Source organism: Haloterrigena salifodinae (genome assembly GCF_003977755.1).
GTDB lineage: Archaea > Halobacteriota > Halobacteria > Halobacteriales > Natrialbaceae > Haloterrigena > Haloterrigena salifodinae.
In genome coordinates, this window is record NZ_RQWN01000003.1 from 163,400 (window position 1) to 187,352 (window position 23,953).

19 protein-coding genes, 1 tRNA gene and 2 pseudogenes are annotated in these 23,953 nt (G+C 60.2%); 10 read left to right on the forward strand and 12 right to left on the reverse strand.

What is annotated here, in order from left to right; genetic code table 11:
• Positions 1-162 precede the first annotated feature (162 nt).
• A complete protein-coding gene (locus EH209_RS15360; RefSeq protein WP_126663756.1) occupies positions 163-633 on the reverse strand; it encodes a histidine kinase in 471 nt (156 codons plus the stop codon).
• Positions 634-756: 123 nt separating this feature from the next.
• On the opposite strand from EH209_RS15360, the gene EH209_RS15365 reads away from it, so the two are divergent.
• The 4 genes from EH209_RS15365 to EH209_RS15380 all read left to right on the forward strand — a co-directional run bounded on the left by EH209_RS15365 (position 757) and on the right by EH209_RS15380 (position 4,097).
• Positions 757-1,002 (forward strand): hypothetical protein, encoded by a 246-nt coding sequence (locus tag EH209_RS15365; protein ID WP_126663757.1) that lies wholly within the window; start codon positions 757-759, stop codon positions 1,000-1,002.
• A 46-nt stretch (positions 1,003-1,048) separates the two neighbouring features.
• Positions 1,049-1,432 carry a helix-turn-helix domain-containing protein gene (locus EH209_RS15370; protein ID WP_012941546.1) on the forward strand — a complete coding sequence of 128 codons (384 nt, stop codon included), beginning with the start codon at positions 1,049-1,051 and terminating at the stop codon, positions 1,430-1,432.
• Positions 1,433-1,485: 53 nt separating this feature from the next.
• Positions 1,486-2,745, forward strand: coding sequence for a threonine synthase (gene thrC, locus EH209_RS15375; protein WP_126663758.1), 1,260 nt, complete (start codon positions 1,486-1,488; stop codon positions 2,743-2,745).
• 452 nt (positions 2,746-3,197) lie between these two features.
• On the forward strand, positions 3,198-4,097 hold the full coding sequence (locus EH209_RS15380; RefSeq protein WP_126663759.1) for a transcription initiation factor IIB: 900 nt from the start codon (positions 3,198-3,200) through the stop codon (positions 4,095-4,097).
• Positions 4,098-4,160: 63 nt separating this feature from the next.
• Here the strand turns inward: EH209_RS15380 and EH209_RS15385 are convergent, their stop codons facing one another.
• Together EH209_RS15385 and EH209_RS15390 are read right to left on the reverse strand one after the other, a co-directional pair.
• On the reverse strand, positions 4,161-7,679 hold the full coding sequence (locus EH209_RS15385) for an LAGLIDADG family homing endonuclease (RefSeq protein ID WP_126663760.1): 3,519 nt from the start codon (positions 7,677-7,679) through the stop codon (positions 4,161-4,163).
• Positions 7,680-8,021: 342 nt separating this feature from the next.
• Entirely contained in the window at positions 8,022-8,672 is a 651-nt protein-coding gene (locus tag EH209_RS15390) for a DUF502 domain-containing protein (protein WP_126663761.1), read from the reverse strand.
• 253 nt (positions 8,673-8,925) lie between these two features.
• On the opposite strand from EH209_RS15390, the gene EH209_RS15395 reads away from it, so the two are divergent.
• On the forward strand, positions 8,926-9,369 hold the full coding sequence (locus EH209_RS15395) for a hypothetical protein (protein WP_126663762.1): 444 nt from the start codon (positions 8,926-8,928) through the stop codon (positions 9,367-9,369).
• Between the two features lie 48 nt (positions 9,370-9,417).
• Here EH209_RS15395 and EH209_RS15400 read toward each other — a convergent pair whose 3' ends face one another.
• Complete coding sequence (locus EH209_RS15400; protein WP_126663763.1) at positions 9,418-9,861, reverse strand: hypothetical protein; 444 nt, start codon at positions 9,859-9,861, stop codon at positions 9,418-9,420.
• Between the two features lie 255 nt (positions 9,862-10,116).
• Complete coding sequence (locus tag EH209_RS15405) at positions 10,117-10,842, reverse strand: succinylglutamate desuccinylase/aspartoacylase domain-containing protein (protein ID WP_249038815.1); 726 nt, start codon at positions 10,840-10,842, stop codon at positions 10,117-10,119.
• Positions 10,843-11,425: 583 nt separating this feature from the next.
• On the opposite strand from EH209_RS15405, the gene EH209_RS15410 reads away from it, so the two are divergent.
• Both EH209_RS15410 and EH209_RS25125 read left to right on the forward strand, forming a co-directional pair.
• Complete coding sequence (locus EH209_RS15410; RefSeq protein WP_229380222.1) at positions 11,426-12,217, forward strand: hypothetical protein; 792 nt, start codon at positions 11,426-11,428, stop codon at positions 12,215-12,217.
• A 988-nt stretch (positions 12,218-13,205) separates the two neighbouring features.
• Positions 13,206-13,277: pseudogene (locus EH209_RS25125) on the forward strand (HNH endonuclease); the annotation flags it as partial.
• Between the two features lie 33 nt (positions 13,278-13,310).
• Here the strand turns inward: EH209_RS25125 and EH209_RS15420 are convergent.
• A pseudogene (locus tag EH209_RS15420) lies at positions 13,311-13,445 on the reverse strand (transposase); the annotation flags it as partial.
• A 724-nt stretch (positions 13,446-14,169) separates the two neighbouring features.
• On the opposite strand from EH209_RS15420, the gene EH209_RS15425 reads away from it, so the two are divergent.
• Both EH209_RS15425 and EH209_RS24135 read left to right on the forward strand, forming a co-directional pair.
• On the forward strand, positions 14,170-14,415 hold the full coding sequence (locus EH209_RS15425) for a hypothetical protein (protein ID WP_126663765.1): 246 nt from the start codon (positions 14,170-14,172) through the stop codon (positions 14,413-14,415).
• Positions 14,412-14,552: a hypothetical protein gene (locus EH209_RS24135; protein ID WP_164722061.1), complete on the forward strand. Its 141-nt coding sequence runs from the start codon at positions 14,412-14,414 to the stop codon at positions 14,550-14,552. Before EH209_RS15425 ends, EH209_RS24135 begins: the two co-directional genes overlap by 4 nt.
• A 1,179-nt stretch (positions 14,553-15,731) precedes the next feature.
• On the opposite strand, the gene EH209_RS15430 is transcribed toward EH209_RS24135, so the two are convergent.
• The 4 genes from EH209_RS15430 to EH209_RS15445 form a co-directional block, all read right to left on the reverse strand.
• Complete coding sequence (locus tag EH209_RS15430) at positions 15,732-16,274, reverse strand: hypothetical protein (protein WP_249038816.1); 543 nt, start codon at positions 16,272-16,274, stop codon at positions 15,732-15,734.
• A 466-nt stretch (positions 16,275-16,740) separates the two neighbouring features.
• Positions 16,741-16,959 carry a hypothetical protein gene (locus EH209_RS15435; RefSeq protein ID WP_126663766.1) on the reverse strand — a complete coding sequence of 73 codons (219 nt, stop codon included), beginning with the start codon at positions 16,957-16,959 and terminating at the stop codon, positions 16,741-16,743.
• A complete protein-coding gene (locus EH209_RS15440; RefSeq protein ID WP_126663767.1) occupies positions 16,956-20,156 on the reverse strand; it encodes a hypothetical protein in 3,201 nt (1,066 codons plus the stop codon). Before EH209_RS15440 ends, EH209_RS15435 begins: the two co-directional genes overlap by 4 nt.
• A 418-nt stretch (positions 20,157-20,574) precedes the next feature.
• Positions 20,575-20,647 (reverse strand) — tRNA-Pro (locus EH209_RS15445).
• Positions 20,648-20,732: 85 nt separating this feature from the next.
• Here EH209_RS15445 and EH209_RS15450 point away from each other — a divergent pair.
• Positions 20,733-20,987, forward strand: coding sequence for a hypothetical protein (locus tag EH209_RS15450; protein WP_008892908.1), 255 nt, complete (start codon positions 20,733-20,735; stop codon positions 20,985-20,987).
• A gap of 56 nt (positions 20,988-21,043) precedes the next feature.
• Here the strand turns inward: EH209_RS15450 and EH209_RS15455 are convergent, their stop codons facing one another.
• Together EH209_RS15455 and EH209_RS15460 are read right to left on the reverse strand one after the other, a co-directional pair.
• Entirely contained in the window at positions 21,044-21,748 is a 705-nt protein-coding gene (locus EH209_RS15455) for a DUF7504 family protein (protein WP_126663768.1), read from the reverse strand.
• A 137-nt stretch (positions 21,749-21,885) separates the two neighbouring features.
• Positions 21,886-23,952 (reverse strand): DEAD/DEAH box helicase, encoded by a 2,067-nt coding sequence (locus EH209_RS15460; protein WP_126663769.1) that lies wholly within the window; start codon positions 23,950-23,952, stop codon positions 21,886-21,888.
• Position 23,953 lies beyond the last annotated feature (1 nt).

Sequence of the window (23,953 nt, forward strand, 5' to 3'; positions counted from 1 at the left end):
TCGGGCAAGTAAACATCGTTCAGACTACTGCTCTCAGTACTCATCATGCTCTTGAGGTCGGCTGCCCTCATCGCGCTACACCTGCTGTGAGCGAGTACGGAGAACGGGGTACGGAAAACGAACGATTGTGGTCGGCGCCGCGTTCGAACCCGCCCGCTCGCGTTACCGCGCGAGCAGCGAGTACGTGACGCCGAGGACGAGGCCGTACGCGGCGTGACCGACGAGGCTCTCGACGGCGACGTTAGGGACGGCCGGCGCCATTCCGAATCCGACCGCCGAGAGCCAGATCGGCATGATGACGACGGCGAGGACCGCCCAAACCGCGATGCCGTAGACCAAACCGGCGACGAGGGTCGAACCCGCGCCGAGATGGGATCGGCCCGCCGCAACCAGCAGCGCCGCGAAGACGACGCCGAGGACGGCCCCGTGGGAAACGTGGAGTATCGTCCCCGCGAGCCCGCCCTCGAGGCCGTACATGGCCGGAATCGCGGCCTCGAGGACGGCGGGCGTCTGCATCGCCATCATCACCCCGAAGACGATGGCACCGAGGATACCGCCGACGGTTCCCGCTTGCCACGGAGCGAGTGCGGTCGTCGTCCGTTCGTCGGTTCGAGTCGCCATTTCTTGACTCATGTCCGATCGTAGGGCATGGGTGTGTGTATCAGTATCTCGGTCGTGTATCGGCCACGCATACCCGAGATCGCATCACTGACGGCGGGAAAAGGCTCTTTGAAGTGGTCCGCGCAGTGGCGGACGATGCCCGATCCGCTGCGGATCGACGCCGGGGAGTGCACGGCCGACGAGATCATAACCGCGATTCGGGACGGCCGGCGAGTCGTGGTGACGACGACGATTCTCGACGCTGAACACGAGGTGACGTTGCGGTACGACGGCTTGGTGTTCTACTGCGACACGCCGACGCGGCTGCACCGACACGAGAGCGAACGCGAGATGCGAGCCTGTATTCGGAAGATGGGATACGGAGCGGTCGGAGACGCGTGAACGCTGTCCAGCGACTATTTTCACCTCGTCGGTCGTACGGACCGATATGACCGACCGTTCCCAGCACCGCCTCGGGGAGTTGATGGAGCAGTCCGACCCGCCGTTCGAGGAAGTGATGAGCTGCGTATTCGGAATCGAGAACCACGAGACGCGAACGTATCTCGTCCTCCGTCAACGGCCGGGTAGCACGATCGACGAACTGGCCGACGCGCTCGAGCGCGACCGGAGCACGGTCACTCGATCGTTGTCGACGTTGCGCGATCGCGGGCTCGTTCGACGCGACAGACGATTGCTCGACGGCGGCGGCTACGTCTACCAGTTTACCGCGGTCCCCGTTCCCGAGACGAAGGCGATGCTCCACGAGGCGTTGGACGCGTGGGCGGCGACGGTACACGAGGTGATCGACGAGTTCGACGGCGCGCCGCCGTGAATCGGCTGCCGAATCCACTTACTTTTTCCCCGTCGCCTCCCTCTCGAGGCACAATGAGTCTCAGCCTCTCCGCTGATCAGCCGGCCGTCCCGGACGATGCCGACGACGGCGTCTGGCTCGAGTGTATCGAGTGCGGCGAGACGTTCGCGCCCTTCGACGACGTCCGCTACACCTGCGACGACTGCGACAGCCTGCTCGAGGTCCGCTACGCCGACCTCCCGACGTTCGACGACTTCGAGGGCCAGGGTGTCTGGCGCTACGCCGACGCCCTGCCCTTCGAGTCGGGCGTCTCGATCCAGGAAGGTGCGACGCCGTTGTACGAGGCGCCGCGACTCGAGGAGTCGATCGGCGTCGAGGCCCTGCGAATCAAACACGAGGGAATGAATCCGACTGGCTCGTTCAAGGACCGCGGCATGACCGTCGGCGTCAGGGTCGCCGAAGAACTCGGCGTCGGCCGCCTCGCCTGTGCGTCGACGGGCAACACGAGCGCCGCGCTGGCCGCCTACGGCTCCCGCGGCGGGATGGAAACGCTCGTGCTCCTCCCCGCGGGGAAGGTCGCGGCGGGCAAGATCGCCCAGGCCAGCCTCCACGGCGCCCGCATTCTCGAGGTCGACGGCAACTTCGACGCCTGTCTCGATATCGTCCAGGAGCTCGCGGGACAGGGCGAGGCCTACCTGCTGAACTCGCTGAACCCCTTCCGGCTGGAGGGCCAGAAGACGATCGGCCTCGAGATCCTCGAGGGCTTCCTCGCGGACTACGACACCGTGCCGGACCGAATCGTCCTGCCGGTCGGCAACGCCGGCAACACCTCGGCGCTGTACAAGGCCTTCCGGGAACTCGTCCAGGCAGGCGAACTCGAGGAAGACGACGTCCCCAAGCTGACCGGCGTCCAGGCCGAGGGCGCGGCACCGATGGTCGAAGCCGTCGAGAACGGCGCCGACGAGGTCCGGCGCTGGGAGGACGTCGAGACGCGAGCGACCGCGATCCGGATCGGCAACCCCGTCAACGCTCCGAAGGCCCTCCCCGGCATCCGCGAGACGGGCGGCACCGCCGTCGCGGTCTCCGACGAGGAGATCACCGAAGCCCAACGCGACATCGCGGCCGAGGGGATCGGCGTCGAACCCGCGTCCGCCGCCTCCGTCGCCGGGCTCCGAAAGCTCCGCGCGGAAGGGATCGTCGACGACGACGAGCGCGTCGCCTGTCTCACGACCGGCCACCTGCTCAAGGACCCCGACGCCGCCGCCGCGGCGGGGAGCGACCCCGAACCCGTGCCGGCCGACACGCAGGGAGTGCTCGAGCACCTGCAGGACTGAGACGACCGCGGGTCGGACGGTCGGACGACTCGCGTCGGACGCGTCTGATGGCCGACTGACTGAGCTTTTTCCGAGTCCGACTCGAACCGAACGGCGATTCATGTCCGTCGACCACCTGGGTGACGACCCCACGCCCGCTCGCGTCGACCCGAGCGACCAGCGGCCTGCCGTTCCGCTTTCCGCTCGCATCGAACGGACGCAATTCGAGTTGCGGGTCGCAGCCCTCGAGGAGCGTGCGGCGTCCGACGGGACCTCGCGGCGGACGACTTCCCGCACTGGTGGCGCAATCCCGCGACTCGTAGCAGTATCCATCGACCGAACGTCGCGGCGATCGGCCGAACGCGAACTAAGCGTTTCTTGGCAGGCGGAGCGATGCGCTATTAATTACCTTCGAAATTCCAGTATTTTAAGTACCATGAACAGTCTACCAATCATGTAGGAGGAAATTGCCAATGGTGAATACGGACTTAGCACCCGTCTGTCCGGAATGTGACGGGAGGTTGCGGACTCGAGGTACCGAAACGATCTGTGAGGAGTGCGGTCTCGTCTCTTCGGAAGATGCGATCGATCGCGGCCCCGAATGGCGCTCGTTCGACGGCGAGGAGACCGACCGCCGGCGGACGGGCGCGCCGCTGACCCGCTCGCGACACGATCGCGGGCTCTCCACGAAAATCGGCTACGGCTCCGGCTCGAGCGGCGAGTACAACTCGCGGTTGACCGGGCGAAAGCGCCGGCAAATCGCCCGCCTTCGGCGCGAGCACAATCGAGCGCGGATCTCCTCGAAAGCCGACCGGAATCAGGTCTACGGCTTCACCGAGATTCGGCGGATCAACACCCATCTCTCGCTCTCGGAATCGGCCAGAGAACAGTCGTGCGCGCTCTTCGAGTCGGCCCAATCCGCGGGACTTCTTCAGGGACGATCGCTCGAGGGGTTTGCCGCTGCCGCAGTGTACGCGACCTGCCGAACGCGCTCGAACGCCCGGACGATTGACGAGATTACCGACGTCGCCCGCGCCGACGAGGACGAACTCACCGTCGCCTACGACGCGCTCAATCGCGAACTCGGGCTTCCGACGGGGCCGATCGATCCGACCCAGTACCTGCCGCGATACGCCTCGCAACTCGACCTCGAGACGGCGATCGAGAACCGGGCCCGCGAGTGCATCGCCGCGCTCCTCGAAGAGGGACTGATCGGCGGCCGCAACCCGAGCGGGGTCGCCGCGGCGTGTCTCTACAAGGCCGCCGGCGAACGCGAGGCGTGGCCGACGATCACGCAGGCCGACGCGGCCGCCGTCGCCGACGTCGCACCGGTGACGATCCGCACGACGGTGATGAATCTCAGAGAACTCTGAAGTGGCGATTGTTGGCGTCTCGAACTCGATTCGACGGCGGATTGCAGACGTCGATCGGCGCAGCTACGTCGTTCGGAGGGTATCCGTGCTCGGCTCGTAGACCTCGCCTTTCTGCTTGAGTTTCTCGATCTCGTGTTCGGCCTTGGACTGGTCCATGCCGACCTCCTCGGCCCGTTCCATGACGATGTCGACGGGCGCGCCGTCGTCATACTCCTCCTCAATGTCGCTGATCAGCTGTTTCAAGTTCTTGATCCGGTCGCGCTGGGACTTCGAGGTCCCTGCTTCGACGATGTCTGCGTCGAACTCGCCGGTTTCCGGATCGACGCCGATGTCCTGTAGGCACGAGCGGACGATCTCGACGGAGCGCTCGGCGTCGCGCTGCTCGACCGTGTCCGACAACCGAACGCGGGCGCTCGCCTCCGCCAGTCGGACCAGCGCCTCGAGTTTCCGCGCCGTAACGGGTACGGCGGCGTCCTCGTCGGTCCCCCGCGAGCGGAGGTCGACGTAGAAATCCCGAATCGTCTCCTGGGCTTCCTCGGTCATCCGCGGGTGGCAGTTCTGCTTGGCGAACGCGATGTACTTGCGCAGGAGTTCGGCGTCGATCGCCGGATCGACCTGTTCGGTCATCTCGTCGATCTCCTCGCTCGAGATGTCGAGCGAGTTCATCTCCTCGCGCTGGGTGGTTAGCTCGCCGGCGTAGTTCGTGGTGATGATGTGCTCCGCGAGGTTACGGTCCTTCTCCTCGTCGGGTTGGTCGGTGACCGTAAAGATCAGGTCGAACCGGGAGATGAGCGCCGGCTCGAGGTCGATCTGCTCGCCGATCGGCTCGTACTGGTCGAACCGGCCGTACTTGGGGTTGGCCGCACCGAGCAGCGAGCAGCGGGACTTCAGCGTCGCGTTGATACCGGCCTTGGAGACCGAGATCTTCTGCTGCTCGAGGGCCTCGTGCATGGCACTGCGGTCTTCGCTTCGCATCTTGTCGAGCTCGTCGACCGCGGCGATCCCCTGGTCGGCGAGGACGAGCGCGCCGGCCTCGAGGGTCCACTGCTGACCGTCGCCGAAGTCGTCGCGAACGGCGGCGGCCGTGAGACCGGCCGATGATGACCCCTTCCCAGAGGTGTAGACGGATCGGGGCGCGATGTTCTGGATGTACCCTAGCATCTGGGAGTTGTGTGAGATGACGCCCTCCGAGACGTAGTTGTGCGTTCCCTCGATCTCGAGGTCGTAGACCCAATCGTAGTCGGGTTTGACTCTGTCGATAGATTCAATCCGTTCCCAATAGACGTCACCGTCTACGAACTGCTCGAGAGCAGCGATACTCGCTTCTACGGATCCACCGTCAGCTATGGCGCTATCCTCGCCTTGGTTAGCCTTTGCTGGTAGCGCATCTTTAAACGCTGAGACGATCTCTCGGAGACTCTGTCGACTCGGATTTCTCGATCCGCGTTCGTAGTGCTGATACGTCGATCGAGGTAGCCCACACTCTGCCTGTGTTAGCGATAAGGATTCGCGAATCTGCCGCAGGTCTGAACCCAGTCCCGGGACGATATCGAGATTCGTATTTCCGGTTGTGTCCGCGTACGCTAATGCCGCCTCCTGTTTTCGCTCAGTTACGAATCCGATTCGAGAGACGTACTTCTCGAAGTCGCCTCCGCTTATCCTGAGTCGATAGCTGCCATTCTGTCGCTCGTGAGTCTGCGAGCGGATTCCGATCGAGAGGAGCAACGTTCGGACGTTTTCGAGTAACTCGCGGCTCATCGAAGCGACCGAAATCTCTCGCTGAGACTCCGAAACATGCCCTTCCCCTTCGATAAAGGCCTTGAGGAATTCTGACTTCGTCGATTCAGAGGCCTTGAAGATTGCATCTGGGACGCATTGTTCGTCGGACGACTGAAGAATACATGGTTCGAGTGCTTCGAGGAAGCTCGCGAACTCTCCTGCCGAACACAGCAGTTCGCGAGCATCCTTCGATTCGTGTGGACCTCGTTCCGTCGTGTTGAGGTCCAACTTCTCAAGCGCCTCCGCTGCGTCGTCCAATACTGCTCTATCGTTGTTCGTAATCGAGACAAATCCGGTATTATCGTCCCGCTGTTCGACGTATCCTTCCGCAACGATATACCCGACGAGTCGGGCTAACGATGGAGTCCATTCGGACGGGAGCTCGAGTTGTACCGCATTACGCGACTGAGATCGGCGGAAATCAATATCGATGGAGTTGTCTCCCTTCGTTGGTAGGGATCGCGGCGCAGCAATAAACTGTCCGTCAGTGAGTTCCTCGGCGACGACCGGCTTGAACTGACCGTCACGCTGTACGAACAGCGGATGCGACGGCGTCACCTCGAGTTCTCGTCCGCTCGAGGTCTGAATCCGATACATCTGTTCGGGCGCTTCGCGTTTCCAGACCGTTGTCGCCCGCTGTAGGGCGACCGATCCGTCGTCCTGTAAGGAGGGAACCTCGAGATCGATCTTGTCGTACCAGCCGTCGTCGATCGGCTTCGGATCATCGAGATTCGATTCGACGAGATCACGGATCGGAACGTCCTGTCCGTCCGCGAGTGTGACCTTCGTATCTCCGCGGACACACTTACCGGTACCGGGGTCCCCGATAAGCAGCATGTGCAGGTCGCCGCGAATCCGCGAGCCGTCGGGCAACTGTTTCGTAACACCGGAGAACAACTGGAGGATCATCGCGAGCTTCTCCTGTTCGTAGCCGTAGATGGAGGGCGCGATGGAGGCGATCATCTCGTCGTAGACGTCGTCCTGATTGGAGATCTCGTAGATCTCCTTCTTGTCCTCGTCGGTGATGTCCATGTCCTCGAACTGCTCCTCGTCGATGTCGACGGACATCCCCTCCATATAGAAGTCGAAGACCGGCGACTTCTCCTGCTGGTCGCCCTGCTGCTCGAGGCGGAGGACGCCGGTCGCGGAGACGTGGTCGCCGGGGGTCACTTCGCCGGTGATGTCGTCCTCGACGTGGACGTCCAGCGACTGGGGCGTCTCGCCGCCGCGCAGGCCCTCGGGGCTCTCCTGAATGCGGAGCTTCTGGGAGTCGACGAACTCCGACTGGTCGAAGTTCACGCGGAAGGGGCCCTGTCGCTCACAGCCCTGACACTCGTGGGGTTCCTGGAAGTCGCCGCTCGATTGCGGGACGCGGGTGAGGGTGCCACAGAGCTGGCACTCGAAGGCGGCCTCCTCGATCTTCGGGCGGACGTCGGTGGCTTTCCGGACGATGCCTCGAACCTGCACGAGCGAGTTCATGTCCCGGGCGCGGATCTCCCGGATTTCGGGGGATTCGGTCTCCTGGAGGTTCCGAATCCGGACGTGAGCCTGGCCGAGGCTGACGTCGATCGGGAGGTCGTACAGTCGCAGCGCCTCCTCGGCGTAACGCTGGAGCTGTTCGGGCTGGGCGAGGAAGTCGTCCGCGAGGTCGGGATCGTAGCGATAGAGATCCTGCCAGTCGACGTGAAGCGAGCGCTGCTCGTTGGGGTACTGCTGCGCAAGCTGCTTGATCTCGTTGTCGTAGTAGTTGCGGAAGAACTGCTCGAACGAGTCGACGAGTTCAGAATTGCCCGCTTGCGCCATTGCACTCTCGTAGGGGCGCCATCCGGTATAAATGGTGGCAAAGCGGGGCGAAACTGAACCGCGGCCGTTCCGTGACAGTCGGGTCGCCGGTCACAGAACGGTGCCAGCGCTCGACTCGAGATTACAGTCGTCAAAACCGGACGGATCGATGCCGGGCCACGACAAACCGTCCGTTCGCCGCTCTCGTCGCCGGCGACCGCCGGCAACGCACACGCCGTATCCTGATACCCAGTCAGGTCACGTGGCCACACGGGGTATGGGGTCCACTCGAGTATGTGTATGCGGCCAATCTGTTTTGGTCAGTATCGGGGACCGTTCGGAACGCGAGACCCTCGGCGACGCTCAGGTGTCGTCACCGAGCTCGTCAGAGGCGACGCCCAGCGTCGCGATCACGCGGAACGCCTCCTCGACGGTGACGTCGACGTCGTAGATGTGTTCGGCGGGCATGTGCATGACGAACCCGTTCGTTGTCGGATTCGGACCCAGCGGGACCATGATCGTCACCATCGGTCCGTTCCCGACCTGGGCCTCGATTTCCGGGGGCGTCTGGGCCGTCAGAAAGCCGAGCATGTAGGCGTCTCGATGGGGGAACTCGACGAGTTTGACGTCCTGAAACTGATCCGTGTCGTCGTCGACCAGCAGTTTGCTGGCCCGCCGGACGCTCTCGTAGATCGTACTCACGCCCGGGATGGTCTCCATGGTCGCGTGGACGCGCTGGGAGATCGCCTTGCCGGGCGTGTACTCGGCTGTGATCCCGACCAGCAGAAAGAAGGTCAACAGCGACCCCATCGTGACGAACTGGACGACCGCCTCCGGCGGCTCGTTGGGCCAGACGAACATCACGCCGCGGACGACCGGCGAGAGCACGCCCAGAACGAAATCCACGACGAGGATTAACGCCAGTATCGTGATCACCAGCGGAATCGTCAGTGCGACCCCGTTGATGAGCCAGCGTTTGAAACGGGCCGTAACGCTATTACCCGATTTCGACATTGATCTCGAGTGATGCGACCTGCCGGGGAAGCCGTTCGGCTTGCATGGACAGTCGCGGTAACTGACGGGTCGATGCGTCGAGAACGCGATCGAACGCGACGGGAAGAGACGCCAGACATGCCGTACGGCGATCACTCGCCGGTACGAAGTCCGTCGGCGACGGACGCGAAACCAGAGATAAACGTTTCGAGGCGACTCGAGCGGTGCGGCCTCGAGCAACCGTTATCCGTCGGGTAGACGTGCGTGGTGTCGTATGTCCGGAACCGAACAACCGACGCGACGGGCGGTGCTCGCGGTCGTCGGAACGGGCGCCGCGACGACCGGCGTCGTCGGGGGCGACGGCGCGCCGCGGGTGACCGACGGCGGCTACGAGTTAGACTCGGATCGGATTCGCATCCGGATTCGCGACTGTTACACTGCGACGGTTCGGACGCAGAATCCGGACGCCGAGGTAGTAACCGCCGGGCTGTACTTCCGCGAAACCGATCGCTACGACTTCCACCAGACGCGGGCCGAGTTCCCGTACGAACTCGACCTCCGGGAGTTCGACTGGGCGCGCGAGCAGGGCGCAGTGCTCACGGACATTACGGTCGAGGACATCGACTTCACCGCGCTCGCCGAGGCGTCCGTTCCCGACGTGTGGGGCTGCGAAGCGGGCAACGTCGAGTCCGACCGAGACGGTTCTGACGACGCCTGAACGGGCCGTCCGCGAGTCAAACTGAGACGGCGCTGCTCATCCCGGTCTTCATCGCGGATCAACGATGTGCGGGCCGCGCGGGTCGGAGTCGGGACGCGTCGCCCACCACTGTCGAAGCCGCCGCCGCAGGCGCTCGAGGCGCGATTCGCGACGGTAGCTGACGGACATCGACCGGACGCTGCGCGTTCCCGTCTCGTCGGTGACGTCCAGGATATCCGCGTCCACGAACGCGTCGACGTCTACTCGGAACTCGCTTCGCCGACCGTCGTCGGTCTCGACGGTCCGACCGGGCATTTGACTCACCTCCGGCCACGCGCTCTCCTCGTCGGTGGTGATGACGGTCAACAGTCGAACGTCCGGATCGGTACGAACGACCGCTACGGTCGCGTCGTCAGGCGCCGGCGGCAGCGTAACGAACGATTCGGTGTCCGAGAGTAGTCGGACAATTTGCTCGTCGTCGGATTCGGATTCGCGAATCGATTCGGACTTCATGTGAGTATTGCCAACAAACGGCACCAAATACTCACTGCCCAGCTGTCGATTCGCGCCCGTCGGCAGCTAGTGGAGGGCCGAAGAGTAGTCCGCTCGGACACCATGGGTGTCCGTCGTGCAACCGATCGAGACGAACGTTGGATGGATGGTATTGTTGAGATGGTTCTCTTCACCCAGAAATAGATCGTTCGTCCGTTTAGCGTCGCGTTTCGCTCAACGGATCTAAGCGTCGAAGACGACGGTCCTTCGGTCTTCTCAGGAAGCGTCTTCGGGGCACTCTTCGATGACTTGCTCGTCATCGGAATCGTCCGATGTGTCACCGGCCGAGTCATCGGTCGTTGTCTCAGGTTCGAACAGTCCCGCTTCGGTCAGGTTCGTCACTAACCGTGTGTGCCAGTCAATGCGCGTCTCGAGGTCGGGACCGCGCGAGAAGGTTTCGATGAGAAACGACTGCGCGTTCAGGTCTCGAGCGGCCTTGTGGACGAGCAATCCGCTCGGTTCGTTTTCCGGCCTGGAAAAGGTATCAGTCTCAAACTCGAGTCCCTGCTCGTCGACATGGTTTCGGTTCACGGCGTCGGCAGCCCGCTCGGCATCGGTGGCGGTCTCGGTACCGTCCGAGTGGAAGATCGCCTGGCCGACGCCGTCGACGGGACCGCCGGCGTAGATGCCGATCGACTCGTGGAGGTCGATAACCACGTCGGGATCGGAGCGGTCAACGACGGTCCAGAGCGCTCGAGCGAGGTCCGTCGTTGGCTCCTCGCCTTCGGGGAACTGACGGTTGAGATCGACGCCGTCGTCGCCCGTGCGCGTCCGCTGCTCGACAGCATCGGCGTTCGCGTGGGGGATCGTTACGAGCGTACCGGCATCGATTTCCCACTCGGCAATGGCGCTCGCCGCCTCGTACCCTGCAACCTCGTTGCCGTGCATTCCGCCAACGACCAGTACGGTCGGTCCGTCGGCGTCTGCAACCGTCTGGTACACCGTCGTTTCGTGATCAGTACCTTCGAGAATTTGTTGTGAGTCTCTCGAGAGGTCGCTGCTGGATTCGGCGCTCGAATTAGCACCAGCGATGCCGGCGAGTGCACAACTGGCTGCGGCTGTCAACAACGTTCGTCGAGATGTCTGTAATGACCCCATGTAATCGTTACCTCGGAGAAACAGACCATTATTATAGTTCTGATAGCGCGTTGCACGCCGTTCGGTCGGTGGTAGCGACCTTCTCTCCCGGCTAAGTGAACGTACACCCGACAGGTCGGAAGATACGGGATTTCGAATCGGCGTTTCGCTGCTCGAAATGTCACCGGCGTATATGGAGAGAGTGAAACTGTCCTGCAATCATCGCTAACTCGATTGTAAGTATAACCGTGTGAGTCCAAGGGAGGCGATAGCCAACGGATCCAGAACAGGAGGGAGAATCCCCTCGCAGATTCGAACCGACCGCAGTAGCGAAACGGAGACGGCGTCGACTCAGGCAAAGTAGCCGCGGAACGAGACTGGTCACCGCTGGTACTGTAGACGGCGCCGGCGATTGATGGAAGATCTGCTCAGACACCACCCAAAACACATGACATTCGAAACAACTCGAGAAACCCGATGGACCGTACTCGCCGCAGTGATGATCGCGTCGATGGTCGCTCTGTCGACAGTCGCTGCGGGCGCAGCAACCGCGGCCGCTGCAGACGCCGACGAAAGTGCTGATACAAACCTCGAGGTGACGGTCAATGCACCGGACTCGGTCGCAACGACCGAATCGAGCACGTTCGACGTGACCGTAACCACATCCGATGGCGAGCCAACGACGACTGACGTCGTCTTCGAGATCAACGGAGAGGAGATCCAGGAGGAAGTGACTGCCAGCACCGACGACACGGGGTCTGTCACCTTCACCGCTGCAGGGATTGCCCTCCCCGAAGGTGACTACGAGTGGACGGTCACCGCCGGTGACGAGGAACGTTCGGGAACACTCACTGTTACCGATACCGCAGACGACGGTGCTACCGACGGTACCACCGCTGACGGCGACACCGAGACCGCCGACAACGACACTACCGTTTCGGAGAACGAGGCTGCCGCTGACGAGACTGCTAACAACACTACTACTGACGACGGCGAGGTCGCTGAGAACGACACTGCCGTTTCGGAGAACGGCACTGCTGTTAACGATACTACTGCTGACAACGACAGCGAAGCCGCTGACAACGACACTACCGTTTCGGAGAACGAGACTGGTACTAACGATACCGCTGACAACGACAGCGAAACCGAGGATGAGGAATCAGTTCCCGGCTTCGGCGTCGGCGGTGCGCTCTCCGCCGTGGTCGCAGGAACGGTGCTGTTAGCCCGTCGGCGTAGCTAAGCACCCAGCGACCGGAATTCGGCACTTTTTGTCGACGCGTGATTTCTTCGCGGCGTGACTGGTAGGTTGCTGACCCTCACGAAAGTCGTCGAGTAGTTGATACCGGGGCTTTGAACGGCTGCGCCGTCGATCGACCCGGAAAACTTCACTCGAGTCTCGACTCTCAGTTCCGACTGTTCACTATCATGGCCACGGCTGACACGTCCGTCCTCGAGCGGAGTAGCGGCTGGCCGAGGCGATCACGTCATACGACCGGCAGCACGACTCGACGACCTCCTGCTCGACCTGTACGGGACTGTCGCAGTCAGAGTCAGCGTGATATGCTACCTATCTGTGGGAGTATCTGGTGCTTTCTGTGGAGGATTGGCTGGTGATCTGTGCGAGTTTGTTGATAACAACTCCTGTGAAGAAGGACTCAATCGTGCGGTCTGCAAAATTATCGGATTTTGCCCCACTAATGGTGGGTCAGACCCTGTAGTCAATTCCCTCGTGGTGTCGACTCTCCATACTGCGACGCCTAGACATAGGAGTACAAATACTACTTCATAAGCATTTAAATATGAAGGGCATTTATCTTAAATAAGAATCGAGTAGTGTATGAGTTCCTCTTATAATCTACGCGAACAAATCCATCCTCTTTCAATTCTAATCATCCTGTCATTAATTGGAATTGCTACTTACTTTGAATTTGTCCACTACTCACCAACGGATATATATATATATATGGTAGTAGTTTGGATAATCGTGGTTCCGTTGCTACTCTTGGCAACAATTGACGATATCCGGAGCCATCCGAAATTTCGTTTATTTTCCTATTTTTCGTTCATTATAGTAGGCGTATTACAATATATTGGTGGAGGAAGATTATATATTACTGTTTCATTTGTAGTAATCGGATCTGTCGGTATTTTCTATGTGGTCTTGGATTAAAGAGATCTCTGCGGCAGGATAAGCACGTACTCGTGAGTCATTTCCTAAAGCCGTTCCGCGTGGGACTCACCGGCTCACAAACCTCGTTACTCTATGCAAGGAATGTCATAGTGTAATCCCGAAAGTATAGCGGTTATACGTGCCTGTTTTCGCCCTCGGAGACAAAGTGCTCATAGCTGCCGTTTCTGACCGTGAGGTCAGAACGGCAGCGAGGACAGGTAACACCGTCACGCCAGCGAACCTGTTGGAGCAGGTCCGCTGCGACCGATTCCGACCCAAACACATCTAGCGGAATCATCCGTGTCGGGCACCGCTAACGCGGTGCCCTTGTCCTCTTCAACTTTGCAGCGACAGCTCAGCAGTATCAACAATCACCTACGGAAGAGCGTTGTAGGATAATCACGATAACCGCTGCTCACACTCTTCAAGTTTTAGTCGAGAGTGATCGGCTCGTGAGATACCGGAGGTTATTTTAAAACTATCAACTGGTAATCTAAAAATAAAATCTTTAATAGTGTTCAAAATGGGAACCATGATATGGACTGGATAAAGATAGTCCCGCTTCTTGCGAGTATTGTAATATTCTTGTCAATATATGTGTTAGTGAGCGAAGCTGGAAGCGAGTATTTCCTGACCATCGCTCTATTATCAATATCCGGGGTGTTATGTATCATATCGACTATTACACAGTTTCACAATAAGGGGGATAGCACATAGATAGCACTAACGCTCTTCCGTAGGTGATTGTTGATACGGTTCGGTTCCTCACTTGCTGAACCAAGATAGAGGGATAGAGTGGTTCGTAACCCATAACTCAGCTCGGAGCACTCAGCGGAAAATTTCAAAACTTCACTCCATCAACAATGTGCTACACAAGAGCGTTCAGCGGCGCTCTTGCGTAGCACATGCACCTTTGCGATGAACTACATTCGAACGACTGATGTTTACGTCACTGTTGACGGGCGCCCAATCGATCCGACCGCGCAACTCGAGACCACCGGCGATAACGAGGTGAGTGGGCGATGAGCGGGACCGAAGGCGAAACTGTCCCTGTCACGGTCCAAGTCGAGCCCGAGGCGCTCGTCGCAATCGCTGCGAGAGCTGGCGAAGAATACCGCGACTGCGGCGAACTCACGGTCGCCGACGTCGACCAACACGTTACCGAGCACTTTGAGTTACGCCCCGTGTTCCAAGTGGAAGGTGTCGAGCAACCGATTGGTGAGTGGCTTACTGAAAATACACACATCGAACTCGAGGGAAGCCAATGAGCAGCGAAACCACCAACAGCGCCGTGTGCTACTATACCGGGCGGCCGGTCGAAACGCCGAACGATGTCGACGTCTCGATCTCGAGGGGGGCCGTCCTTGAGAAGATTTCGGACGGCGAGACGAGACTCGCTGAGTAGCCGAAGAGCGGTTTGTTAGACCTCTTTTCCGTTGCTTTTCCCTTGGGCTTGAGCCCGGAGACCCGGCTTCCGCGATCGAGATGTCCTACGGTTCGGGAGTAGATTCTTAATCTCAACTGAGCACACTTGATTTCTCCACTAATTCGGAGTGTTCCTACTCGAGACGCGCCTCTCTTTATATACCCGAAGTAAAATACAGACTATACAGGGATGGTTTTAGAGAACCTACCATATCGCCAGAGAGGTTTAGACGGTCCTCGAGCAACGCCTATGAGAGGTCCATCGAGAGATTTCGTTGGGCAACTCCTGTCTGTCCCGATCGGAGACGGTTCCGTTCGACAGCGTGACTGATGTGCCCATTGACTGACCGGACATCATCAATATCACCCTTCACAAGGACTTTCCACAGACAGGTATCGTAATCGCTAGACATTGACTGAAATCTGCCTCTGCTCGAAATACTTCTCAATGCCGTTTGGATCAACCTGCTCCGGTTCGTCGATTAGAACGGTGAGAGTAAGGTGATCATCCGACCAACTAAGGACTCTATCTGAACACTTGACTTTCGCCCAGCGTTCAAGAGTACCGAGCGTCGACGTGGTGCAATCTGGCTCGAGGAATTGGTGAGTATATGTACATGCGCTGTTCTCAAGCCGCCGAGGGGGATTCGAAAGCGGTCGACCAAGATAGGTCCAAGCAAGACTAGCGCCGCTCTTGAGTGCGTCGTAAATGACGTTCTGTACCATCGCCGCCATGATCCCTGTGGTGGGTATCATGTGTGTAATATATCTTTAGTGCCCTAAATCTCATTGGACAAAACAATCTTCGGGTCCACATTAGGGGCTCTAGACCGAGATTCCGCAGGTTGCGTCATCAGCAACACCTACACCGCTGCCGCTGACAATGGTGGCGATTACGATGAAAATGTCTAAGCCGCCCGAAATCGGGTGATTTGGGTTTTTGCCCAATGATATTAACACTTCAGTTGATTTCTGTCGTACTACTCGCAACCCACTTTTTGATCGAACTCCGGAAGGGTGGTGAAAAGGAATAGAGAATCCGCTCGGCGTTTAAGTGGTTCTGGCCACAAGGTGGAGATATAGCAGGGAGTCGTTCTGCCCCAATTCTCAAACCTGATAGTCACAACCTGGTCCTCGAGGGTCCGGGTTAGAATCTCCCCTATAGATCCTCAAGCCGGGACTCGATCTCTTCAGCTGCCTTCATACTGTTATTGTGGTTTGGGCTGAGACTGAAACCTTGGATTGTAGCTGCCATCGTAAGCACAAGTGCATTTGAGAGACTGTAACAGATTAGACCCGTCTTCTGGAACTCGCCTCGAACAGCATAGTTACCGATATCAGGCTCTTCGGCGCCAACCATATTTGCCTCGCCGAAGTTCTTTGCTTCCTCTTCCGCCTTGTCTCCATCTTCTAAGATAGTGACTGAGCAGACTACTATCTCAGAGTCATCGCTTGACGAGAAGGTAGCCTCTTTCGATGGAACTTCTTCAGGGTCAAACCCCCATTCATACTCACTCTCTGAGCTATTCTCATCATCTGACTCTTCTTCAGGGTCCTCACTCCAATCATCTCCGAAGAAAGAGGCTTCAAGCATCACATCCTGCTCATCCCCCTCTTCAAATTTCGGCCCACCAGTTGCCTTATCCACAGTATCTGAGCATCCTGCGAGTGCTGCCGTTGCTGCTACGGCGATACTCCCCATCATCGCTCTCCGATTCATGTCAGTCATTTCTGAATCCCACATCCGCCTACATATTGCAGACACTTGAGACACTTGTTATAGCGAGCTGAATTTCGCTATAACTCCCTATTGTTCAGACCGCGGGAGTCCATCGGGAGTACCGTAGGCTCGGAGTTTCCGCATTAACTTCCGCTGTTTCTTACTGATCCGTAGGTCGGCCTCGAGTGCCGGGTTCGGTGCTAGAAATGTGACGGTCTGGCCGTCGATCTCTTTCTCACGTTCAACGCCCCACCCCCGCTCGAATACGTCACACGCAGCCCCGTCCCACTGTTGTGCTTGTGACAAACGCCCAATGCGGGTATGGCAGGGTTCTTACACTCACTACCGTCGAACGTGTCCGACACCCCACACCGCGGGTCACTGTCGCTAATGCCGCCTCGAGCGGGGCGTTCCTGGCGGTCGAACTCGTCTAATCCGGTTTGTGTGCTCATAGCTGGATACGATAGACTGTTGCGTTCGTTGATTCGTTCCAGACGGCCAGCGTGCCTCCACGAACCATGTCCTGCATGATCGGCGTGATTCGTTGCGAGTTTTGGTCTAGCGCCTTGGCGACGTGGGGTGTCTTGATATGGCTATTCCCCCGCTCGTAGTGCTCGCGGACGTAGTCGCGTACCTCTTGCTCGAGCGGGCGGCTCTGTGTGCTCATGTCTCTCCACCTCCGGGTGGTCCCGCCAACCCATCTGAGGTTGGACCCTCTTTCATTGGCTCTGCCGTTGTAGCAGGCTCTATTGTACTCACTAGCGTGTCGTGTAGGGCGATCTCCCACGTACTGGTGGCATCCTCGAAGTCCTCAAGCCGAAGGTCAGCCTCGCCGTTCTCAGGCATGTCTCCGGCGTGGTAGAGGTCCGCGCCGTACTTGCCCGCACCTTCGTCGCGGGTGGCCCCTTCGAGGGACCGGAGCGTTTTCAAAACGTGACGCTTCGAGCAGTCGAGTTCGTCGGCGATCTTCTTCGCGGGCGCGCCGTCGGTGCTCGAGCGAAGTTCTTCAACTATCTCTCGCTGGGTCTCGGTGTAGACCCACTCAACGCCCGGCGCTTCGATGTCCACGAGTTCGGGCGGGATAGCATCGGTTCGGACAAGCACAACTGCGCTGTTATCGGGGTTATCGGCGTCTCGGGCGTATCGACCGGCAGCCTGTGCAACGTGGTTCTCCCGAACGCTCGCGAGCAGCTCCGAAGCGGCATCGGCATCCGGCCCGGAAAACGTCCGACCTTTCTCGCGTTTGATCTCTCCGTCCTCGGTTTCGACTGTTGCGGGTTCGGCTTCAAGGCCACACTCAGCAAGCAGGTTCAGTACGTAGTCGTCTCCCGGGTCAATGCACCCGTTGACAAGGCCAACTGATTCATCACCGAAGTCGTTGCGGCTCTTTTCCTCGCCGTAGTGCATCGTCTCTGGATCGGAGATACCGGCTTTCTCCATGAGCCGTTTTGTCCGACCTTCGACACTCGAGGCGGTAATGCAAGTGCTGAAATCCGGCCCGTAATGGGCGTTCAAGTGTTCTAAGACGGTCCGCGTGCCGTCCTCGTCGAAGTATTCGCCGGACGTGAACGGGCGGGTTGCGTCGCCGACTTGGACGACAGTAAGACCGCGCTCGAAGCGTCGCCACAATTGGCGCTCCGTTGGCTCGAGCAGTGGTTCTCTGCCAATCTCCGGCACCGTGTTCCGTTGCCAGAGGTTCATACTCGGATGGGCGTCTAAGCCAACGACGGACCGCGCAGCGTCGAACCACGGCCTCACACGGACAGTCTGAATGGTATAGTCGTCGTCAATAACGACCGTCACTCGATCGGCCAGATAGTCCTCGCCGTAGTCGTCAAACCGCGGCGGTTCATGCAGCGCCGTTGCACTTCGGCGACCGTTACAGTCCGGCTCACTCTCTCGAAGTGCCTCCCATACTGCCTGAGCCAATGCTGGGGCAAGCGCATGGGCATCGGAGTTTTTGAGATACCACATCATTCCCGGTTCCTCCTCGAGCGCTTCGTCCATTTCTCGCCGTTTCTCGCCGACTGCTTCGAGGTCGTAGAAGCCTTCTTCAAACGGGGTAGCCAAATCAACGAACTCCTCGAACGTCGTCTTGGGGACGTTCACAGCCTTCAGATATGCCGTTATCGACCGTCGGATTTCGTCTTGGGTAAGGTCGGCACCGAAGTCCGGTTGTTCGTCAAGGATGACGTTGCACCCCTCAATCAGCGACGGAACGCGGGCGAAGGCATGCGTCGCGTGGATAACATCAACCGATGCATAGCCGTCGTCATTACGCGGGATCCCGTCCCACTGGGTCATAGCCTGGCACTCGGTATCGTCGTGCTCGCACGGCAGCGTAGCGCCTTGGTCGTTGTTCTCTGCGAGGTACTGGTGCGCGACCGAGAACGGGATCCCCTTCCCTTCACACACCGCGTCCAACCATTCACGGGCGGGCGTTCCGTCCATCGTGATAACGATCTCCGGGTCCTCGCCGTCCGGGTTCGGGTCATGATCCCCCGCTGCGGCCGGACAACGCTCTTTTTGACCCTTCAACACCCGATATGAGACGTTCGCCTCGCTCGAGTCGGCCGCTGCAGAGTCTCGCGCTTCCCGTGTCTTATGGAGGTGGACAACAGGCTGCTCGCCCGTCGTACCAGCGTGGTTCAGCCACGGCGTTGTGGCCGTCGTGTATGACTTTCCGACCGAGGTTGGGGCGTCGATCACCGTGCTCGAGCGGGATCGGACTGTGGTCAGGATTTCATCCTTGAGCCGATCGCGCACCTTCGACGTACTCGGCCAATCGAAGCCATGCGAACGGGCGTAGCGTTTCCATTCCTCCGCATCTAAGGCATCGAGGCGGGCGAGTGGGAGCGTTGAGGCGGGTTCTGCACTCTCTCCCGTGTCGAACTCAGGAATTGGCGCACCGGCTTCTCGAGCGGCTTCTACGGCTTCCCACCAATCCGAACCGGACAGTCGGTCCCACGGATTGCTGATGATGCCTTGCTCGGCAGCATAGAGACTCAATACGCCGAAGGCTTCCCCCTCTCGGAAGTCATGGAAGGCACCTTCGCCGTTGTAGTGGAGGCTCTTGCCACTGTCAGAGCGTCGGTAACTCGGGTCCCACGTCGTCCACCCGGTCGAATCCGCGCCCGTCTGTGTGGTCGAGAGCGGCACGTCACGGGGTTCTAATCGTTCAACGGCGGTTAGGACATCCCGAACGTCAGAGGCTTCATCATCGGCGTGTGTCGCCTCTGGGTTGTAGTTCTCGAGTTCGGGGGTATCTCGGTCTGTGTCGTGCTCGATTTCGGGTTCATCCTCGTAGCCATTGGCCTTGAGGATGGTTTCCAGCACATCGTCGTCCCACTCGTTGGCTTCGAGCGGCGAGCCAGGAACGTGTTTGCCCGTGGCGAGACAAACGTGCTTGTTCGCATAAATCTCGATAACAGGCACGTCGTCGTTTGCCCCCCACGGCTCGGTGCCGATCTCGAAGCTGACTTGCCCCTTACCTTCAATCGGTATCTCTCCGATATACTGTGCGTGAGAACCACTGTCCGACGTTGAAATGTCGGTGTAGGTGAGTCCAAGATGGGCAAGAAAGGCCTTGAACGCTGGATGAACCGCGCCTGTTTCGGGGCAAACAACGTCGTCGCCGTCTACGAACGCATATCGGTCGTCCTCTTGCTGGATGAACGTCCGGCCGGTAATCTCGTCGCGGTACTTCGGATCCTCGACGAACATATCCAACTGCTTGCCCGTGATGTAGTTGTCTTCAATCCCCCACTTCCAACGGGCGTCTTCGTGAGCATTGGCGTCGGGGTGGTCGCGGTCCCCCAAGGCACGAAAGGCTGCTTTCCGGTTTTGCCGGCGCTCCCCATCCACTGCTCTTCATCGTAGGTCGTTGTGCAGTAGACGCCGGTCTTCGGGTTCTGGAAGTCCACCTCGGCAAGCGGACCACTGAACTCCACTCGAGTAGCCGTTTGTGGTTCTGACTCGCCCCCGTCGGTGTCTTCGCCGGTTGCAGCGGCTAGGTGGTCCTCGCAGAGCGGGATCGTAGCAGTCGGTTCGACCGCTTCGGCAGTGCACATCGTACACTGCCGACCACGCGGCACTGTCACGGCTGACACCTCCCTTCATTAAGTGCGGGGCAAGGCTGGTCGTCACCGAGAATATAGCACCCACAGAACTCGCAGACTGGAGGCTCGAGTTCGACGGTGCGGCTCACCGCGACCACCCCCAGTTGGTTGGACTATACCCTATTGGATACGCGGCTAATTTGCCGAAAACCCATATAAGAGGATGGGATCGCCCGGATTTGAACCGGGGTCACGGGCACCCAAGGCCCGAAGTATACCAAGCTAACCCACGATCCCGTACTCCCCCCTAAAAGGTGCACATCATAAAGGGTTTCGTTACCGGCCGAACGGTTTTGGCGGTCGACGTGATATCGCCGCGTACATGACAGGTCTCGAGATCCTCGTCCTGATTGCAGTCCTCGTGGGCGTGCTGGTCGCCGCAGTTCTCGTCCGCGCGCTCGCTCCCTTCATCGTTAACGCGGTCGCGGGGCTCCTCGTATTGTTCCTCAGCCACGTCGTCTTCGGCCTCTCGATCGCCGTCACGCCCGTAGTGCTCGTGATCGTCGGCCTCGGCGGGATCCTCGGCGCGGCCGTCGTACTCCTGTTCGCGCTGTTCGGTGTCGCCTTCGTTCCGTAGTCGCTATCACCACCCCTGGCGGCCCCCCGGTCGCCAACCCTGGTCCCGACCGACCGTCACTTCCCCAGCAGCCGCGCGATATCCTCGTCGGTCGCTTCGGTCGACGGCTCGACGGCGAACTCGAACTCGCCGTCGGGTTCGTCGGCCCCGTCGGTCCACGCCGCCAGCAGATCAGCGACCTCCTCGTCGGTCGCTTCCGGCAGCGATTCCTCGCTGCCCTCCTCGGCGACGACCGCGTCGAAAATCTCCCCGAACGTCGAGACGACGCGATCCTCGTGGCGCGTCGGATCGAAGTGAAAGTGCGCGTACGCGTCGACGCTCGAGAGCCGATTGGTCAACACGTGCGCGAACTGGAAGACGTCCTTCGGCGGCGTCGAGCGGAGCAAGGCGTCCAGCGAATCGAAACAGACCGTGAGTTGTTCGTCGGACCAGTATTTACAGAAGCGACTGACGGCGACACCGATGGTGGAGAGGTCGGTCGGATCGCGAACCGTGTCGACGACGACGCGCTCCTCGAAGTCGCGGGCCGACTCGGCGGTGTCCTCGATCAGGACGTCTCCGACCGTCAGGAGGCCAACCTTCCCGGTCACCGCGTCCGGATCCGGTCGATCCGGCCGGTTATCCGCGAACGAAACCCTGAGATCTGCCGTCGCGCCGGTGTCGTGGCAGAGATCCGGACAGACGGCTGGCTCGCACTGTTTCTCGTGAACGAGCAAGACGTTCGCCGGCGGATCGATCGCGGAAGGGGTTGCTGGCTCCATTGGTCTCTCCGGGCTGGTCCCCGGCGCTATTCGTATCTCGGACGACGCACTCTTTACCGTTCCGGCCGCTGATAGGTTCGGCAAAAGCGTTCCGGCCGATACGTGTGGAGTTGAAGTACGGACTGACTCGAGGGCGACTACAGGTCGTCCTCGCGCAACTCGAGGTCGGCGATCAGTTCGTAGGGGTGGGCGTCCTTCCGGATGCCGTCCAGCAGGGCGAAGGCCTCGCCGGGATCGAGGAAGTGCTGGGTGACCACCTGCCCCAGCGGCGTGGGTTCGAAGCCGTCGATGAAGTCGTACTCGAGGAGTTTGCCGATGGCGTGTTTGGTAGGGACGTCGCCGAGCATGCGGTCGTTGAGCGACTTGGCGGCCTTGCCGCCGACGGTAACGTTCGCCAACGTCTCCTCGACGGCCGCGGCCTCGTCGTAGTGGGTCATCACCGACTCCATATCGCCCTTGAGGAGCTTGAACGCGACCTCGTCCTCGGTCATCTCCATCGAGTTGTGATAGGAGCAGTCGGGTTCGACCAGCACGTACACCGTCCCCTTGTCGTGGTAGTCGGGTCGACCGGCACGGCCGAGCATCTGGTGGAACTCTTGGACGGAGAGCCACTCGATCCCCATCGCCAGCGAGTCGAAGACCACCTGCGAGGCCGGGAAGTCGACCCCCGCTGCGAGCGCGGCAGTTGTCACAACCGCCGATAGCTCCTGCTCGCCGAACTGGCGTTCGACCTTCTTCCGTCGCTTGTAGTCCAGCCCGGCGTGGTAGGGGGCGGCCGAGTAGTCCAGTTTCCGGCTGATCTCGTGACACCGCCGGCGGGAGTTCGTGAAGATGATCGTCTGCCCCCGATACCCCTTCGAGGACTCCGTGTCGAACTCCCGTTTGACCAGCTTGTTCTCGATGCGGACTTTCTCTTGGCCGTCGGCGAAGGTGACGTGGCGCTCGATGGGCACCGGGCGCTCCTCGAACTCGATGAGCTTCGACTCGAGGGCCGTCGCGAGCTGTTCGGGGTTGCCGACGGTCGCCGAGAGGTAGACCCACTGGGCACCGCCGTAGTCGTCCCGCCGCTTCGCGCGCTGCTCACAGGTGTACTTGAGCCGCGAGATCAGACCGTCCAGACGGTGGCCCCGTTCCTCCTCCTTTAAGGTGTGAACCTCGTCGATGACGACGGTCCCGATGTCGCCCATGTCCTTGCCCGTCCGCAGGGCGTGGTCGATCCCCTCGTAGGTGCCGACGATGACGTCGGCGTTCGGGTCGAACTGGTTGCCGTTGTCCGAAATGCGGCTCGCGCCGACCCGGATGGAGACGTCGACGAGGTGGCCGTACTCGTCCTGGAAGTCCTCGTACTTCTGGTTCGCGAGCGCGACGAGGGGCACGAGAAAGAGCATCTTCCCCTTGCCGTTCAGAACGCGGTCGATCCCGGTCATCTCGCCGACCAGCGTCTTCCCGGTCGCTGTCGCCGAGACGACCATCTGGTCGTCGCCGTCGAACAGGCCGTGGTCGACGGCGAGGCTCTGGACCGGCAACAGCGTCTCGAACCGGTCCTCGAGCAGGTTCTGCAGCCCCGGATGCAGGTTCAGCGAGTCCACCCGGACGGGGTCGACCTCGTCGGTCGTCGCCGAGATGGTATCGAACTTCGTCAGATCAGGATCTAGCTGTCCCTGCAGCAGGTTGACGATCCGCTCTAGATCCTGGACCTCGAGCATGAGGTCCTCGAGGCGCTCCTTCGCGGCGCCCGTCACCTCGCCGCTGCCCGAGTAGGTGAGCTGGCGCTCGAGTTCCTGGCGGGCGCAGTCGCGACAGATCCAATCGTTGTCATCCTTGACCGCGGTCTCCGTCGTGATCGGCGAGTAGCGCCCCGCGGAGGCGCAGTAGCGGCAGGTCCGGACGGCCTTGGTCTTGTCCTCGAGCTGGTAGCCCTCGAGCATCTCCCGCAGTTCGCGGCGCTTCTCGGGGGCGGTCTGCTCGGAGATGCGGATCCGCCCGGCGCGGCGGGCGAGTTCGACGAACTCGTCGGGCTGGCGGGGCTCCTCGCTCGAGCCCTGCTTCAGCCGGAACTTCGCGGGTCGGGGGCCCGCAGACGTCTCGGAGAGTCCGAGCTTCGCTCGGAACAGCCGCTGTCCGTCGCGCTCGACGACGACGAGGTAATCGTCACCGGTCGCGTGACAAAAGATCGTTTCGACCTCCTGAACCTGCTTCGACACG